This is a genomic window from Arthrobacter sp. P1_D4, from assembly GCF_056406115.1.
The window spans coordinates 16,757-32,469 of the sequence record NZ_JBFUAU010000014.1 but is presented as its reverse complement, the minus strand read 5'-3'; the positions used below and the strand labels follow the sequence as shown (position 1 = coordinate 32,469).

The window sequence follows — 15,713 nt, the reverse complement described above, 5'->3', positions numbered from 1 at the left end:
GGCTGGTGTGTGGCGCTGGTCGGTGCGGCGGTGGCCGGTGCGCTGCTGCGGGTCAGCGCGGGTGCCGGGCGCTGAGCCGCTGCACCGCGAGCGCGAGCCAGAGCTGCACCCGGTCCGCTGTCTGCGCGGGGTCATATCCGGTGAGTTCGGTGATCTGCGCCAGCCGGTAGCGGACAGTATTGCGGTGCAGCGTCAGTTCCTCGGCGACGGCCGCCACCGAACCGTTGTTGCCGAGGTAGCTTTCCAGCGTGGACATGAGTTCGGCGCCGTGCGCCGCGTCGAAGGCCCGCAGCGGGTTCAGTGATTCGCTGGCCATGTCCGCCAGCGGAACGTCCTCGCTGGCCAGCAGCAGCGAGGTCAGGCTCAGCCGCTCGGGCTCGTTGACCGGCAGCCCGTGGCTGGCCGCGTCGCGGGCCTCGAAATAGCTCCAGCGCAGGCCGTTGGGCTTGGTGTACGCCCCGCCTATGCCGATCGTGGCATGGATCCCGGCCTCGGCGAGGTGGTCGCTGAGGCTGCGGGCAAGGGCGCTCGCGCCGCTCCCGTCGTCGGCCACCACCACCACGAGGTCCTTCCCGACGACGGAGCCGACCGCCGCAGCCAGCGGCTGGGGCAGCGACGAGCTTCCCAGCTGTTTCTGGTGGGCGGCCGATTCGGCGAGCAGGACCACGTTCTTGCGGGTGCTGTTGATGCCGACGCCGGCCAGGCGCCGGGTGGCTTCGGACGCCTCCAGCGTCCCGTGGATAACGTCGTCGAGGACCTGGCCCGCCAGCGCCCGCTGCGCCTGCCGTTGCTTGACCATGTTGTTGAGCTCAACGCTGATCAGGTTTTGGGCGTAGCCCACGATGCCCGTGTCCTCGAACGGCTGCTTCACCCACAGGGTGCAGGCGTCGCGCCGTCCCGTGGGGATGGGATAGGACGCCCAGCCCTCGGCCTTGGGCGCCGGGTGGCCGGCAACGCTGTTGTACAGCTGGGCGGTGAACTGGGTCAGGACGATCTCGGTGCGCAGCATCGACCCCAGGTGTTTCAGGAGCTCGGCGAGGCCGCCGCCGGTCAGCAGGGCGCGGGCCAGGATCTGGTGCCCGGCGATGAGCCGCTCAAGCTTGACCAGGTGGTCCGCGGACTGGGCGTCGGCCACGAGCTTTCCGATCGCGATGAACGGTGTCTCGTAGGGCACTTCCACCACCGGCAGCCCCCACCGGTTGGCTTCGGCGATCAGGGCCGGCGGAACGGCGTCGTGCGTCAGGCCCACCCCGAACCCGATGCCCACCGCGCCCGCCCGCTGGACCTGACGCACGAACCGGCGCTGCTCCGCGGCACTCTTGAGCCGCATCCCGGTCGTCAGGATCAGTTCGCCGCCATTGAGGAACCGCTGCGGATCCTCCTGTTCGGTGACGGCCACCCAAAGAATGTCCTGGTGCCAGGTGGTTTCGGCGAGTCCGGCCTTGGTGAGATGCAGGGACGGAACTCCCAGTAGGGCTGCGAGTGAAATGGCCATGGATTCAGGATAGCCGGGTGCTGGTCAAGCGCACTAAAGTTCTGCGGGGATGGTGTGCAGGTGCCTATTCCCTGCCTTGGCCTGCTGGCATAGGCTCGTGACCAGTCACACATCCGTCATTGGCAGTAGAAAGAGGTTGTACACCGTGGTTCAAACCTTGCAGAACTTCATCAACGGCGAGTTCGTCACCCCCGCCGGCACAGGATTGCTGCCCATCGTGAACCCCGCCAACGGCGACGTGGTGGCGCAGGCGCCGATCTCGGTACAGGCCGACGTCGACGCCGCCATGACGGCAGCCAAGAACGCGTTCAAGACCTGGAAGCACACCACGCCCGGGCAGCGGCAGCTCATGCTGCTCAAGCTCGCGGATGCCGTCGAGGCCAACAGTGACGAGCTCGTGGAGGCCCAGCACCGCAACACCGGCCAGGTCCGCTCCCTGATCGCCTCCGAGGAAGTGGCCGCGGGCGCCGACCAGCTGCGCTTCTTCGCAGGCGCCGCCCGCATCATGGAAGGCAAGTCCGCCGGCGAGTACTTCGAAGGCCACACCTCCTACGTGCGGCGCGAGCCGATCGGCGTCGTTGCGCAGGTGGCCCCCTGGAACTACCCGTTCCTCATGGCCATCTGGAAGATCGGACCCGCCCTGGCCGCCGGCAACACCGTCGTCCTCAAGCCCTCGGACACCACCCCCGAATCCACCCTGGTGCTGGCCCGGCTCGCCGGTGAGATCTTCCCGGCCGGCGTCCTGAACGTTGTCCTGGGAACCGGCGAAACGGGCGCCATGATGGTCGAGCACAAGGTCCCCGGCCTGGTCTCCATCACCGGTTCCGTCCGCGCCGGCATCGCTGTCGCCTCGGGTGCCGCCAAGGGACTCAAGCGCGCCCACCTGGAACTCGGCGGGAAGGCCCCGGCGATCGTGTTCGCCGACGCCGACATCAAGAAGAGCGCCGCGGCGATCGCCGAGTTCGCCTTCTTCAACGCCGGCCAGGACTGCACGGCCATTACGCGCGTCCTCGTCCAGGATTCGGTGCACGACGACGTCGTTGCCGCCATGGTGGAGCACACCAAGACCCTGCACACCGGCTCGCAGAACGACGAAGACAACTACTTCGGCCCGCTGAACAACGTCAACCACTTCAACGCGGTCACCTCCGTCGTCGAGCACCTGCCGGCGAACTGCAAGATCGAGACCGGCGGCCACCGTGCGGGCGAGAAGGGCTTCTTCTTCGAACCCACCATCGTCACCGGCGCCAAGCAGACCGATGACATCGTCCAGAAGGAAACGTTCGGCCCGGTCATCACGGTGCAGAAGTTCAGCACCGAGGACGAGGCCGTGGAACTGGCCAACGACGTCGAGTACGCCCTGGCCTCGAGCGTCTGGACGACGAACCACGGAACCGCCATGCGCCTGAGCCGCGACCTCGATTTCGGCGCAGTCTGGATCAACACCCACATTCTCCTCACCGCCGAAATGCCGCACGGTGGCTTCAAGCAGTCCGGCTACGGCAAGGACCTGTCCATGTACGGCGTGGAGGACTACACCCGCATCAAGCACGTCATGTCTGCGTTGGACGCATAACGCAGGCGCATAACGCAGGCGCATATCGCAGGCGCATAACGCTGCTAACTCAACCTGACGCATAACTCGCGCGCCTCAACCGCACGCTTAGGAAGGCCTTCCCATGACCACCACCGCACATGACATCACCTACCGGCTCGAGCAGAAGCGCCGCGTCCAGGCCGACTTCCCGGGCCCCAAGTCCGTTGCCTTGACCGAGCGCCGCAAGGCGGTCGTCGCGGCCGGCGTCGCGTCCAGCGTCCCGGTCTTCGTGGCCGACGCCGACGGCGGCATCATCCACGACGTCGACGGCAACTCCTTCATTGACCTCGGCTCCGGCATCGCCGTGACGAGCGTCGGCGCCTCGGACCCCGCCGTCGTCGGCGCCGTGAAGGAAGCCGTGGAGCACTTCACCCACACCTGCTTCATGGTCACGCCGTACGAGGGCTATGTCGCCGTTGCCGAGCAGCTGAACCGCCTCACCCCGGGCGACCACGAAAAGCGCACGGTGCTGTTCAACTCCGGCGCGGAGGCCGTCGAAAACGCCGTCAAGGTGGCCCGCCTGGCCACCGGCCGGGACGCCGTCGTCGCATTCGACCACGCCTACCACGGCCGCACCAACCTGACCATGGCGCTGACCGCCAAGGCCATGCCGTACAAGACCAACTTCGGCCCGTTCGCGCCCGAGGTCTACCGCATGCCGATGAGCTACCCGTTCCGCGAGGAAAACCCGGAGATCACCGGTGCCGAGGCCGCCAAGCGCGCCATCACCATGATCGAGAAGCAGATCGGCGGCGAGCAGGTTGCCGCGATCATCATCGAACCCATCCAGGGCGAAGGCGGCTTCATTGTCCCCGCCGACGGGTTCCTGCCCGCGCTGGCGGACTGGGCCAAGGCCAAGGGCATCGTGTTCATCGCCGATGAGGTCCAGTCCGGCTTCTGCCGCACCGGTGAATGGTTCGCCGTGAACCACGAAGGTGTTGTCCCGGACATCATCACCATGGCCAAGGGCATCGCCGGCGGCATGCCGCTCTCCGCCATCACGGGCCGCGCCGATCTCCTCGACGCCGTCCACCCGGGCGGCCTCGGCGGCACCTACGGCGGCAACCCGGTGGCGTGCGCAGCAGCGCTGGCGTCGATCGGCTCGATGGAGCAGTACGACCTCAACGGCCGCGCCAAGCACATTGAAGAGATCGCCCTCGGCAAGCTGCGCGAACTCGCCGCCGAGCTTGCTGACAGTTCAGTGATCGGTGACGTCCGCGGCCGCGGCGCCATGCTGGCCATTGAACTCGTCCAGGCCGGTTCCAAGGAGCCGAACCCGGAGCTGACCAAGGCCGTCGCTGCAGCCTGCCTCAAGGAGGGTGTCATCATCCTCACCTGCGGCACCTACGGCAACGTCATCCGGCTGCTGCCCCCGCTGGTGATCAGCGACGAGCTGCTGCTGGACGGCCTCGGAGTCCTGGCCGCGGCCATCAAGGCCAACGCCTAGCCCAAGGCCCAGTGAGCTGCCGGGAAGGCGATCCTTTCCCGGCGAGCCGGCGCTACCCGAAAACGGGCGACACAGCGGAGGAGCCGCGGACACCTTGTCCGTGGCTCCTCCGCTGTTTCCGGCTTGGCTTTGTTCGGCCCTGCATCCGGTCCTGCGTCCGGTCCTACTTCCAGGCGGTCGCGTCCAGCTGGATCGCCACCACGTACAGGTGCTGGCCCTGCTCGATCTTCTCCACCTCAGTGACCCGCACCTTCGTCTCCGGAATCGTGCCCATCGGACGGCCGACGCCGATCCCGTAGCTCAGCACGCCTTCGAAGTCCCCGGCCGGCGCGTAGCTGGTGAGCGCCTGGTATCCGATTGCCGGCGGCGGCGCACTGGTCACGGTGCTGGCCGTGCCGTCCGCGGTGTGCGACTGGGCCCCGCGGAAGGTCACCTCGAGGAGGGTTCCCGTGCCGGGCATCGGGATGGGCAGGCCGCTGCCGTCGTCGACGAGTTCGGGGACCGTTTCGACGTCGTAGCTGGGGAAGCCACCGGTGAAGCGGAAGCTCAACTGGTCGTACGGCGGCGCGTCGGAGGGGTGCTGGCCCGCGCCGATGGCGGACAGCGTCGGCAGCGGTGCCGCCGGCGGGGGCGCGATCGGCACAGGGTTCTTGTGGTCCGTGTGGAACGGGGTGGTTGGCCCCGGCACGGACCAGTCGTGGGTGACCGTGGAGGAGATCACCTTGTCGCCTGGTTGCGGCGGCGCCGTTTCGTCGGCATCCCCGGTTGCCGACGGCGACGGGCTGGCGGTCGGGCCGACGGAGGCGGTCGGGGACTGCGACGGCGGCTGGCTGCCGGCGGAGGGCTGCGGGGCCGGCGTGCAGGCGGTCAGGACCAGCAGGAGCGTCAGGGTTCCCACTCCCGCGGTCCGCGTCCGCGTCCGTCCGTTGCGAATGGCGTCCATGGTGCGCTCCCCTCGACCATTCCAGCGTAGGTCCGGAAGATTGTGCTGGTCAGGGTAATAAGTCACCACCTTTTGACGTGCCGCTGGACTAGAGTCGTTCCTATCCACTGCAGGAACGCAGACCGGCCGACGTCGCCCGGAACCCCCGGGGCGCAGCTGGCATCTGCCCCAGACCCAAAGGGGTTCATACATGCGATACGTAGTCGGCTATACACCCACCGAACGTGGTGCGGACGCCGTTGCCTTGGCCTCAGCCATGGCCCGCGCGCAGGGAGCGCATCTCGACCTGGTCTATGTGGTGGATCGGCACACGCCCTATGTGGCGATGAATCCGGAAGGAAACCAGGTCAGCGCCGCGGAGCAGCAGATCCGCTCAGCGGAACGCCAGGGAATGGAACTGGTCCCCGAGGGGCTGGAGGCGCACTTCCATGTCCGCCAGGCAGAATCGTTCGCGGCCGGCCTCATCGAGGCCGCACTCGAGTTCAGGGCCGGCTTGATCGTGGTGGGTGCCGCCAGCAGCGGCCTGTTCAAGCGCCATACCGTGGGCAACGTGGCCAACGCCCTGCTGCACGCTGCCCCGGTACCGGTGGCACTGGCGCCGCGCGGCTACCGCCAGACCGAAGCCATCACGCGTCTGACCCTCGCGGTGGGCCAGCGCGTCGGAGCGGAGGCGGCGATCGACGTCGCGATCGAATCCGCCGAGCGCCGTGGCGTGCCGCTTCGGCTGGTTTCCCTCGTGGAACTGGACGTCGAGGGGGACGGCGGGGAGAACGTCAACGCCGCCCACATCCACGCCAACACCGTCCTCGCTGCCGCCGCGCACCGTCTGCCGGAGGGCCACCATGTCAGCGTGGAGGTCGCGCACGGCCGCACGATCGAGGAAGCGATCGATGACCTGGAATGGGACGACGGCGAGGTCATGATCGTCGGGTCCTCCCGCCTGGCGGAGAAGCACAAACTGTTCATTGGCAGCACGGCTTTCAAGGTGCTGCGGGCGCTTCCGGTTCCGATGGTGGTGGTCCCGCGCGACTACCAGCGGGTGGATGCCTTCCCGGAGGTCTGAGGCGCCGGGGCCAGGACCGCCCAGTACGCGGGAATGCTGCCGGGCGGTCCACCGGCCTCCATCGGCACCGTCTTCAGGACGGTGGGTCCCTCCGCGATGAGGGTCCAGCGGTCCGGGGGAAACACGCGGGAGCGTTGCCCGGCACCGAAGTGGCCCGGTTTCGGCAACGAGGCAATGGCCTGGCGGAGCGGTCCCGGGATCCGCCTGCCGGTGGCGCCGAGTTCCCGCAGGTAGCTCAGGGCGCTGCCCGGCACGTTCGTTTCGACGAGGTAGATCCTGCCCCGGGTGCCCAGGAGCGCTTCGATGGAGCCTGCGAGGCGTGCCTGCCGACGCCGGCTGAGGACATGGAGCACGCCGCGGACAAAGACGTTGGCGTCGCCGAGTTCGCCCGCCAGCGCAGCCGCCGCGGCCGGCTGCGTGGCATCCAGGCTCCGGAAACGGAGGCCTGCAACCTGCGGCTGCGCGGAATGCGCGGCTGCCACGGCCTGGGGTGAGACGTCGACGCCGAGGACCGAGGCGAAGATGTCGGTAAGCCGCCGTGTGATGGTGCCGTTCCCGCAGCCGAGATCGATCACCGGAAGGCTGGTGTCCATCGCGCCGGCCATCACTCGCAGGTGGTGCCGGATCTCTTCGTTCCCGGCGCCCGGGGCGGCGTCCCAGATGACCGGTTCCCGGAGGGATCCCTGGGACACGCCGCGCCAGAAGGCATCCCAGCGCCGGTCCGGGCGGCTGGGACGGTGCAGGGAGAGCACGGCAACCCTGGCCGCGAGCCGGACACTATCTGCCACCCAGTGCACGCGTTTTCCTGTTTTGCGTTTTCCTGTTTTGCGTCTGCCCGCCGGCACGGTTCCTCTCACGCGACCGCGCCGTCTCTGTGCGCGAGCAGGTCCGTCATGTCCGCCACCGGGAGCGGGCGGCTGAAGAAATACCCCTGGCCGAACTCGCAGTTCAGCTGCCGCAGCCTGTTGGCTTGCTCCCTGTCCTCGATGCCTTCGGCGACGGCGCCCAACCCGGCCGAATGGATCAGCTGCAGGATGGCGGCGACGAAGGTTTCCTGCTGCCGGTCCGTGGTCAGCCCGTCGAGCAGGGACTTATCGATCTTCGCCTGCGCGGCGGGGAGCGTGCGCAGGTAGCTGATGGAGGAATAGCCGGTGCCGAAGTCGTCGATCTCGATCCGGACGCCGAGGTCATTGAGCGACTGCATGGTGGCGGCCACTTCGGGGCCGCCGCGCATGATCGCGGTTTCGGTGATTTCGATCGAGATATGGCGGGGCTCGACGCCGTTCTGGCTCAGCAGGCCTTCGACGTAGGGTGCCAGATCGACGTGGTGCAGGTCCGCGGGGGAGAGGTTGATGTGCGTGCTGAAGTCCGCGGGAAGCCCCGGATCGGACTTCCAGCGGCCGGTTTGTGCGATGGCGTTCCGGAGCACCCAGTGGCCGATTTCCACGGTGAGCCCGGCCTCGTCGGCGGCGTCGAGGAAGGTATCCGGCCCCAGCAGGCCCAAGGCGGGATGGCGCCAGCGGATCAGGGCCTCGGCGCCGGCGATCGCTCCGGTGCGCAGGTCCATGATGGGCTGGTACTCCAGCTCGAGCTGGTCCGTCGCCAGTGCCGTCCGCAGCTCCGCCACCTGGTGGACCCGCTGCTTGGCGGCCTCGTGCATGGCCGCGGAAAACACCAGGAGGGTGTCCCTGCCGCGTTTCTTGGCCTCGTGCATGGCTATGTCGGCATCGCGGATGAGTTCCTCGCTTCGCAGGCCCGGTTCGCCGAGCCGGACACCGGTGCCGGCCGTGAGGGCGACCGCCACACCGCCGGCAATGATTCTGTCCTTCAGTGATTCGCCGAGCCGGGCCGCGGTCTGCAGCACGGACTCCGTGTCCTGGTCCGCGACGAGCACCGCGAATTCATCGCCGCTGAGGCGTGCGATCAAGTGGCCCGGTCCGGCCGCGGCGCTAAGCCGCAGGGCCGTCTCGCGCAGTACGGCGTCCCCGGCGGCGTGGCCGAGGCTGTCGTTGATGAGCCGGAAGGAATCAAGGTCCATCAGGATCAGGGCTGGCTGGCGTCCCGTGCCGGCCCCGGCAACGGCTTCGGCCACTTTTTCCTGCAGCAGCGAGCGGCTGGCCAGGCCGGTCAGCTCATCGGTGTTGATGACGCGCCGGAGTTCGGCTTTGGCCGCCTCCAGGAGCGCGGTCCGCTCGGCGACCCGGACTTCCAGGTCCTCGTACATGCTCTGGAGCTCTTCGGCCAGCAGGTTGATGCCGGTGGTGACTGCGTCTATCCCGTCCCGGGCCGGTGAGACCGGCAGCCGGTTCGACAGATCGCCCGAGGACAGAACCACGATGCCGTCCACGAGTTCCTCGAGGCGGCGGTCATCATCACGCCCCGTCATGGCCCTGTGAGGTCAGCCAGCGGACCGCCTCTTCACCGTTGGTGAAAAAGCGTGTCGGAACCGGCGCGGAATTGACGCCGAGGAAGAAGTTGGCGAGGACCCGGTCCACGGCGGAGGAGCCGAGGAGTGCGATTGCCGAGGCGTCGCAGTGCTTGGCGAACACGGCCCGGGCGGCCCGGCTGACGGAGTCCGTGGTGGCCATGTCGATCAGCAGCGGCGTGGGCCGCCCGCCGCACAACTCATTGACGCGATCCATGGCCAGCTGGGCGTTGGGGGCATCAATCACCACGCCGCGGGCCCACTGAAGGCGCAAGATGCCGTTGCTGTCGAAGTCCAGGGACGAGATGTCGCGCCCGCCCTGAGTTTCACGATCCTCGTGTGGCACCAGCAATCCTCAATTTCGCCCCGACATGTCCCCTTCATGATGACACTAACGCACAGTGGCAGGGGTGCGCAGGCCGCCAACCCGCCGGGGCGGTAGAGCTAGGCGGCGGCGCGGGCCCGTTTCCGGGTCACGGAGTTCTTCCGGGCCGTGTGCAGCATGTCCACGGTCAGTACCAGCAGCGCCAGCCAGACGACGCCGAAGCCGGCCCACCGGTCCGGTGTCATTGTTTCCTTGAACACGACGAGCGCCACGATGAACTGCAGGACGGGCGCGAAGTACTGCAGCAGGCCGATCGTGGTCATCGGCAAGCGGCGGGCGGACGCACCGAAGAACAGCAGGGGCACCGCGGTGATGACGCCTGACGCCACCAGCAGCCAGAAATGTCCCGCACCGTTTGCGGCCAGAGTTGCCGACCCGCTGACCGCGAGGAAGATCATGGTGGCCGCAGCTACGGGCGCCAGGACGATCGTCTCCACGGTGAGGCTTGTGATCGCCTCCGCCCGCGGGCCCACGCGCTTCTTGACGAATCCGTACAGGCCAAAGCTCAGCGCGAGTGTCAGTGCTATCCAGGGGAGCTTGCCGTAGGAGACCGTCAGCACGCCGACGGCCACGAAGCCGATGCCGACCGCGGCCCACTGCAGCGGCCGCAGCTTCTCCTTCAGGACGAAGACCCCCAGCAATACGGAGACCAGCGGGTTGATGAAGTAGCCCAGGGAGGCCTCGACGGCCTGGCCGGTGGTCACGCCGTAGGTGTACGTCAGCCAGTTCACCGCGATCAGGGCAGCGGCGATGGACAGCGGCCCAATCACCGTGCGGTCCCGGAAAGCAGCAGCCAGCACCCGCCAGGACCGTGTGACGGTGATGAGCAGGACGCAGAACAGGAGGGACCAGACCACCCGGTTGGCAACGATTTCGACCGCGCCGGCCGGATGCAGGACATAGAAGTACAGGGGCAGCAGCCCCCAGAGCCCGTAGGCGCCGATGCCGAACAGGATTCCCGCCGTCGTGTCCTTGTCCACCGGTGCCGGTCCGCCCGGCCGGGCCGGCACCGGCCCTGCTCCAGCGGCCGGGCTGGCCGGCGCTGTCAAGGGGGCGGGGGACAAGGATCCTTCGGGCTTAGGCACAAAACCAATAACACCACCTGCGCGACGCCTATTCCTGCCAATCGGAGCGCGAGCAGGCCGGTCACATTTAGAATAGGGGCCTGTGCGCTGTATCTACTGGCGCTGTCCCTAAGACTCAGAAGGGCTCCCGGTGTCCAACTCGGCCGAATCCACATCCTCTCGTCCCCTCCGTGTCGCGATTGTTGGCGCGGGCCCGGCCGGTGTCTACGCCGCGGACATCCTGACGAAATCCAATGAGGTCAAGGACGGCGACTTCCAGGTCAGCATCGACCTCTTCGAAGCCTATCCGGCGCCCTACGGCCTCATCCGCTACGGGGTGGCTCCCGACCATCCGCGGATCAAGGGGATTGTCAATGCGCTCCACAAGGTCCTGGACCGCGGAGACATCCGGTTCCTCGGCAACGTCACCTATGGCCGGGACCTGACGCTGCATGACTTCCGCGCGTTCTACGACGCCGTCATCTTCTCCACCGGCGCCATCAAGGACGCGGACCTGGATATTCCCGGGATCGGCCTGGAGGGATCCTTCGGCGGGGCCGACTTCGTCTCCTGGTACGACGGCCACCCGGACGTGCCGCGGGACTGGCCGCTGGAGGCCAAGGAGATTGCGGTGATCGGCAACGGCAACGTGGCCCTCGACGTGGCCCGCATGCTGGTCAAGCACGCCGATGAACTCCTGGTCACCGAAATCCCGGACAACGTCTACCGGGCGCTCAAAGATTCGCCGGTCACCGACGTCCACGTGTTTGGCCGCCGCGGCCCGGCCCAGGTGAAGTTCACGCCGCTGGAGCTGCGCGAACTCAGCCACGCCAAGGACGTGGACATCGTCCTGTATCCCGAGGACTTCGAATTCGACGAGGCCTCGGACGAGGCCGTTCGCAGCAACAACCAGATCCGGACCATGGTCAACACCCTCACGAACTGGCTCGTCGAGGAGCACGCCGAGGCCGAGGAACCGTCCTCGCGCCGGCTGCACCTGCACTTCCTGCACAGCCCCGTCGAAATCTATGGAACAACAGACGACGCCGCGAACCCCGGCAAGGTCGCCGGCATCAAGTTCGAACGCATGCAGCTGGACGGCACCGGGAACGTCAAGGGCACCGGTGAGTTCCTCGACTACCCGGTCCAGGCCGTCTACCGCGCGATCGGCTACCACGGTTCGCCGCTGGATGAGCTGGAATACGATGCCCGCCGCGGCGTCGTCCCGAACGAAGGCGGCCGCGTGCTCGACGCCGAGGGCAACCCCGTGCCCGGAATCTACGCCACGGGCTGGATCAAGCGCGGCCCCGTCGGGCTGATCGGCCACACCAAGGGCGACGCGCTGGAGACCATCGGCTTTCTGCTGGAGGACCGGCTGACGCTGCCGCCGGCGCAGAACCCGGACCCGCAGGCCATCATCGACCTGCTCAAGGAGCGCGGCATCGAGTACACCACGTGGGAAGGGTGGATCAAGCTCGATGCCCACGAGCTTGCCCTCGGCGCCGAGTGGTCCGCGGCGGAGTCCGCCAACGGCATCGAACGGGAGCGCATCAAGGTGGTGCCGCGCGAGGACATGATCGAGATTTCCCGCGGGTAGCAGGGGCGGTTCCCGGCGTCTCTGGCGGGTGGCCTGCAGGCCCATTAGACTGGGCCGGACGTGGCTGCCTCCGGCACGCCATCGAGCCCGTCCAGTGGGAGTTCAATGAAGAACCTGGTCCATCCGGCAGCATTGTTACCGCCAACAGGCGGGGTCACCGCAAAGCTGCGCCAGCAATATGCCAGTGCGGGCCATGAGCAGCTGGACTCCCGTGGACTGGCGTTCTCCGAGGGCCTACAGTTGCCCGGTATCAGCACCCTGATTCAGGAATCGTGGCAGCGTTCCGTCCAGCTGCACGCCAACCCGGACAACCCCGAAGCCCCGCTCGCCATGGACCGCGAAGAACTCGAAGCATACCGGCGGCAGCACCCCTTGGCCGCCATCATGCCCGTGATCCACAAGCTGCTGGTCCTGCCCAGCCACGACAGCGGCATGCTGGTGGCCGTGGGGGACGAGGTGGGCCGGCTGCTCTGGGTCGAAGGCGACGCCGCCATGCGGCGCCGGGCCGAAGGGATGATGTTCGTCCCGGGAGCCGACTGGTCCGAGGCAACCGTTGGCACGAGCGCCCCGGGTACGGCGCTGGCCCTCGGCCGCGGCATCCAGATCTCCGGCGCCGAACACTACAAGCGCTCCGTCCACCCGTGGAGCTGCACGGCCGTGCCGTTGCACGATCCTGATTCCGGCGCCCTGCTGGGAGTCGTGGACATCACCGGCACGGAATCGGCCGTCGCAGCGCATACGTTGTCCCTCGTCGAAGCGACAGTGGCCGCCGCCCAGGCGCATCTGCGGGTGGAACGGCTGCAGCTGGCCGCAGCCGGGCAGTCCCCGGCGTCCCGGCGGCGGAGCCCGGCGCCGAAAACGTCCGGGGACCCGGGCGCCAACAGCCTCTACCGCAACAGTCTCCAGCTGCTCGGCCGGGACCAGGCGCTGCTCAGCATCGACGGCCGCACCGTGGCCCTGTCCGCCCGGCACAGCGAAATCCTGGCCCTGCTCAGCACCCACTCTGAAGGGCTGAACGCGGAGGAGCTCTGCACCCTGCTCTACCCCGGGGATGCCTCCACCATGACGCTGCGGGCCGAGATGGTGCGCCTGCGCAAGGTCCTGCATCAGCTCAACCCGGACGCGGTTCCGGAATCCCGGCCCTACCGGCTGCCAATGGACCTGTTGCCGGACTCCGGCCAGGTCCTCAACTGCCTGCAGCGCGGTGCCCACCGGATAGCGCTGGAAATTTACCGCGGCGCCGTGCTGCCCCGCTCCGAGGCGCCCGGCATCGCCGAGCTGCGGAGCCGGGTCTCTTCCCTGCTGCGCGAGGCCGTGCTGACGGACGGCAGCGCGGAATCGCTCCTGAAGTACGCCGAGCTGCCCGAGGCAAGGGACGACGTCGAGGTCCGGTCCGCCGCACTGAAGCTGCTGCCGCCCCGCTCGCCCAAGCGCGCCGCCGTCGTCGCAGATCTCGAACGGCTGGACCGGGAACTGAGCGCCTGACCGGCCTTTCCCGGGAAAGTGACCCGGATCACTTGCTTGCAACCTGACTGCAACCTTCCGGCTTCTACGCTGTAGGCAACGGTGAGCGCCAGAAACTGGCCGCCACAAATTTTGCACAGCAAAGGAGCTAGCAATGACTGTCTACGCCCAGCCCGGTACCGAGGGCTCGAAGGTCACCTTCAAGGACCGCTACGAGAACTGGATCGGCGGCGAATGGGTTGCCCCGGTCAAGGGCCAGTACTTCGAGAACATCACCCCCGTCACCGGCAAGGTCTTCTGCGAGGTGGCCCGCGGCACCGCCGAGGACATCGAGCTGGCGCTGGACGCGGCCCACAAGATCGCACCGTCCTGGGGCAAGACCTCCGTGGCCGAGCGTGCCGCGATCCTGAACAAGATCGCCGACCGGATCGATGAGAACCTGGAGATGCTCGCCGTCGCCGAATCCTGGGACAACGGCAAGCCGATCCGCGAAACCCTCAACGCCGACATTCCGCTCGCTGCGGACCACTTCCGCTACTTCGCCTCCGCCGTGCGCGCGCAGGAGGGACGACTGTCCCAGCTCGACGACGACACCACGGCCTACCACTACCATGAGCCGCTCGGCGTCGTCGGCCAGATCATCCCGTGGAACTTCCCGATCCTGATGGCCGTCTGGAAGCTCGCCCCGGCCCTCGCCGCCGGCAACGCCGTCGTCCTGAAGCCGGCCGAGCAGACACCGTCCTCGATCCTGGTGCTGATGGAACTGATCGGCGACCTGCTGCCGGCCGGTGTCCTCAATGTGGTCAACGGCTTCGGCGTCGAGGCCGGCAAGCCGCTGGCCTCCAGCCCCCGTATCCGCAAGATCGCCTTCACCGGCGAAACCTCCACCGGACGGCTGATCAGCCAGTACGCCAGCCAGAACCTGATCCCGGTCACGCTGGAGCTCGGCGGCAAGAGCCCGAACATCTTCTTCAACGACGTCGCGGACACCAATGACGCGTTCTACGACAAAGCCCAGGAGGGCTTCACGCTCTTTGCCTTCAACCAGGGTGAAGTCTGCACCTGCCCATCCCGCGCGCTGGTCCAGGAAGACATCTACGATTCCTTCATGGCCGACGCCGTGGCCCGGGTGGAGAAAATCATCCAGGGCAACCCGCTGGACACCGAAACCCAGCTCGGCGCCCAGGCCTCCAACGACCAGCTGGAAAAGATCCTGTCCTACATCGACATCGGAAAGCAGGAGGGCGCCAAGGTGCTCACCGGCGGCGGCCGGGCCGAAATGCCCGGAGATCTGGCCGGCGGCTACTACGTCCAGCCGACCATCTTCGAAGGCCACAACAAGATGCGGATCTTCCAGGAGGAAATCTTCGGCCCGGTGGTGTCCGTAACCCGCTTCAGCGACTACAACGACGCCATGGGCATCGCCAACGACACCCTCTACGGCCTCGGCGCCGGCGTCTGGTCCCGCAACGGCAACGTCGCCTACCGCGCCGGCCGCGAGATCCAGGCCGGGCGTGTGTGGGTCAACAACTACCACGCCTACCCCGCCGGTGCCGCGTTCGGCGGGTACAAGTCCTCCGGCATCGGCCGCGAGAACCACTCCATGATGCTGGACCACTACCAGCAGACCAAGAACCTCCTGGTCAGCTACAACGAAAACAAGCTCGGCTTCTTCTAAGCCGCATTGACCCGGGGGGGGGGGGGGGGGGGGGGGGGGGGGGGGGGGGGGGCCGCCCCCCCCCCCCCCCCCCCCCCCCCCCCCCCCCCCCCGCACCACTTTCCGGACCAGCCAGGGAGACCCCAATGACCCAGACCAGGCTCGACGCCGCCGTGACCCGCCCCGGGGAGGAATTCTCCCGGGTGGCGCTCATGCCGGAGTCCGTGGACCTGCTCCGCAAGCTCTGGACGCAGCACGGGCCTTTGATGTTCCACCAGTCGGGCGGCTGCTGCGACGGATCCTCACCCATGTGCTATCCGGCGGGGGAGTTCCTGACCGGCGACTCCGACGTCCTGTTGGGCCTGTTCGACATCTCCGACGGATTGCAGCCCCAGCCGCTGGAATTCTGGATGTCGCGTGAACAGTTCAACTACTGGAGCCACACGCACCTGACCGTCGACGTCGTCCCCGGCCGGGGGAGCGGCTTCTCGGTGGAAGCGCCGGAAGGCAAACGGTTCCTCATCCGCTCGACGCTGATGGAAAACTGGCCCGTCTGACCCGTCCCCCGGCCGGGCC

13 protein-coding genes are annotated in these 15,713 nt (G+C 67.7%); 7 read left to right on the top strand and 6 right to left on the bottom strand.

Annotated features, from left to right (window positions below):
- Positions 1-52: 52 nt before the first annotated feature.
- Positions 53-1,495: a PucR family transcriptional regulator gene (locus AC1D0A_RS14770; protein WP_476946118.1), complete on the bottom strand. Its 1,443-nt coding sequence runs from the start codon at positions 1,493-1,495 to the stop codon at positions 53-55.
- A gap of 145 nt (positions 1,496-1,640) precedes the next feature.
- Between AC1D0A_RS14770 and AC1D0A_RS14765 the strand changes: the two genes are divergently transcribed.
- Positions 1,641-3,071 (top strand): gamma-aminobutyraldehyde dehydrogenase, encoded by a 1,431-nt coding sequence (locus AC1D0A_RS14765; protein ID WP_028276687.1) that lies wholly within the window; start codon positions 1,641-1,643, stop codon positions 3,069-3,071.
- A gap of 103 nt (positions 3,072-3,174) precedes the next feature.
- A complete protein-coding gene (gene gabT, locus AC1D0A_RS14760; protein ID WP_476943919.1) occupies positions 3,175-4,539 on the top strand; it encodes a 4-aminobutyrate--2-oxoglutarate transaminase in 1,365 nt (454 codons plus the stop codon).
- A gap of 163 nt (positions 4,540-4,702) precedes the next feature.
- On the opposite strand, the gene AC1D0A_RS14755 is transcribed toward gabT, so the two are convergent.
- On the bottom strand, positions 4,703-5,482 hold the full coding sequence (locus AC1D0A_RS14755; RefSeq protein ID WP_476943918.1) for an AMIN-like domain-containing (lipo)protein: 780 nt from the start codon (positions 5,480-5,482) through the stop codon (positions 4,703-4,705).
- Positions 5,483-5,672: 190 nt separating this feature from the next.
- On the opposite strand from AC1D0A_RS14755, the gene AC1D0A_RS14750 reads away from it, so the two are divergent.
- Positions 5,673-6,545 carry a universal stress protein gene (locus AC1D0A_RS14750; protein WP_243181984.1) on the top strand — a complete coding sequence of 291 codons (873 nt, stop codon included), beginning with the start codon at positions 5,673-5,675 and terminating at the stop codon, positions 6,543-6,545.
- On the opposite strand, the gene AC1D0A_RS14745 is transcribed toward AC1D0A_RS14750, so the two are convergent.
- From AC1D0A_RS14745 to rarD, 4 genes are all read right to left on the bottom strand, one after another.
- A complete protein-coding gene (locus AC1D0A_RS14745; RefSeq protein WP_476946117.1) occupies positions 6,512-7,333 on the bottom strand; it encodes a class I SAM-dependent methyltransferase in 822 nt (273 codons plus the stop codon). The two genes, AC1D0A_RS14750 and AC1D0A_RS14745, sit on opposite strands and share 34 nt — an antisense overlap.
- Positions 7,334-7,398: 65 nt before the next feature.
- The gene (locus tag AC1D0A_RS14740) at positions 7,399-8,931 is read right to left on the bottom strand and encodes a putative bifunctional diguanylate cyclase/phosphodiesterase (RefSeq protein ID WP_243181986.1); all 1,533 of its coding nucleotides are present in this window, start codon (positions 8,929-8,931) and stop codon (positions 7,399-7,401) included.
- The gene (locus tag AC1D0A_RS14735) at positions 8,918-9,322 is read right to left on the bottom strand and encodes a DUF7793 family protein (RefSeq protein ID WP_243181987.1); all 405 of its coding nucleotides are present in this window, start codon (positions 9,320-9,322) and stop codon (positions 8,918-8,920) included. The genes AC1D0A_RS14740 and AC1D0A_RS14735 overlap by 14 nt, the downstream gene beginning before the upstream one ends.
- Positions 9,323-9,414: 92 nt before the next feature.
- Positions 9,415-10,449 carry an EamA family transporter RarD gene (rarD, locus tag AC1D0A_RS14730; protein ID WP_476943927.1) on the bottom strand — a complete coding sequence of 345 codons (1,035 nt, stop codon included), beginning with the start codon at positions 10,447-10,449 and terminating at the stop codon, positions 9,415-9,417.
- Positions 10,450-10,570: 121 nt separating this feature from the next.
- Between rarD and AC1D0A_RS14725 the strand changes: the two genes are divergently transcribed.
- The 4 genes from AC1D0A_RS14725 (at position 10,571) to AC1D0A_RS14710 (ending at position 15,694) form a co-directional block, all read left to right on the top strand.
- On the top strand, positions 10,571-12,016 hold the full coding sequence (locus AC1D0A_RS14725) for an FAD-dependent oxidoreductase (RefSeq protein WP_243181988.1): 1,446 nt from the start codon (positions 10,571-10,573) through the stop codon (positions 12,014-12,016).
- Between the two features lie 105 nt (positions 12,017-12,121).
- On the top strand, positions 12,122-13,501 hold the full coding sequence (locus AC1D0A_RS14720; RefSeq protein ID WP_476946116.1) for a GAF domain-containing protein: 1,380 nt from the start codon (positions 12,122-12,124) through the stop codon (positions 13,499-13,501).
- A gap of 133 nt (positions 13,502-13,634) precedes the next feature.
- Entirely contained in the window at positions 13,635-15,158 is a 1,524-nt protein-coding gene (gene exaC, locus AC1D0A_RS14715; RefSeq protein ID WP_459385463.1) for an acetaldehyde dehydrogenase ExaC, read from the top strand.
- 125 nt (positions 15,159-15,283) lie between these two features.
- Entirely contained in the window at positions 15,284-15,694 is a 411-nt protein-coding gene (locus tag AC1D0A_RS14710) for a DUF779 domain-containing protein (protein ID WP_243181991.1), read from the top strand.
- Positions 15,695-15,713 lie beyond the last annotated feature (19 nt).

Excerpts from the sequence above, each read along its gene's own strand:
- AC1D0A_RS14770 (WP_476946118.1), bottom strand. The coding sequence starts at position 1,495 with ATGGCCATTTCACTCGCAGCCCTACTGGGAGTTCCGTCCCTGCATCTC.
- gabT (WP_476943919.1), top strand. The coding sequence starts at position 3,175 with ATGACCACCACCGCACATGACATCACCTACCGGCTCGAGCAGAAGCGC.
- AC1D0A_RS14755 (WP_476943918.1), bottom strand. The coding sequence starts at position 5,482 with ATGGACGCCATTCGCAACGGACGGACGCGGACGCGGACCGCGGGAGTG.
- AC1D0A_RS14750 (WP_243181984.1), top strand. The coding sequence starts at position 5,673 with ATGCGATACGTAGTCGGCTATACACCCACCGAACGTGGTGCGGACGCC.
- AC1D0A_RS14740 (WP_243181986.1), bottom strand. The coding sequence starts at position 8,931 with ATGACGGGGCGTGATGATGACCGCCGCCTCGAGGAACTCGTGGACGGC.
- AC1D0A_RS14720 (WP_476946116.1), top strand. The coding sequence starts at position 12,122 with ATGAAGAACCTGGTCCATCCGGCAGCATTGTTACCGCCAACAGGCGGG.
- exaC (WP_459385463.1), top strand. The coding sequence starts at position 13,635 with ATGACTGTCTACGCCCAGCCCGGTACCGAGGGCTCGAAGGTCACCTTC.
- AC1D0A_RS14710 (WP_243181991.1), top strand. The coding sequence starts at position 15,284 with ATGACCCAGACCAGGCTCGACGCCGCCGTGACCCGCCCCGGGGAGGAA.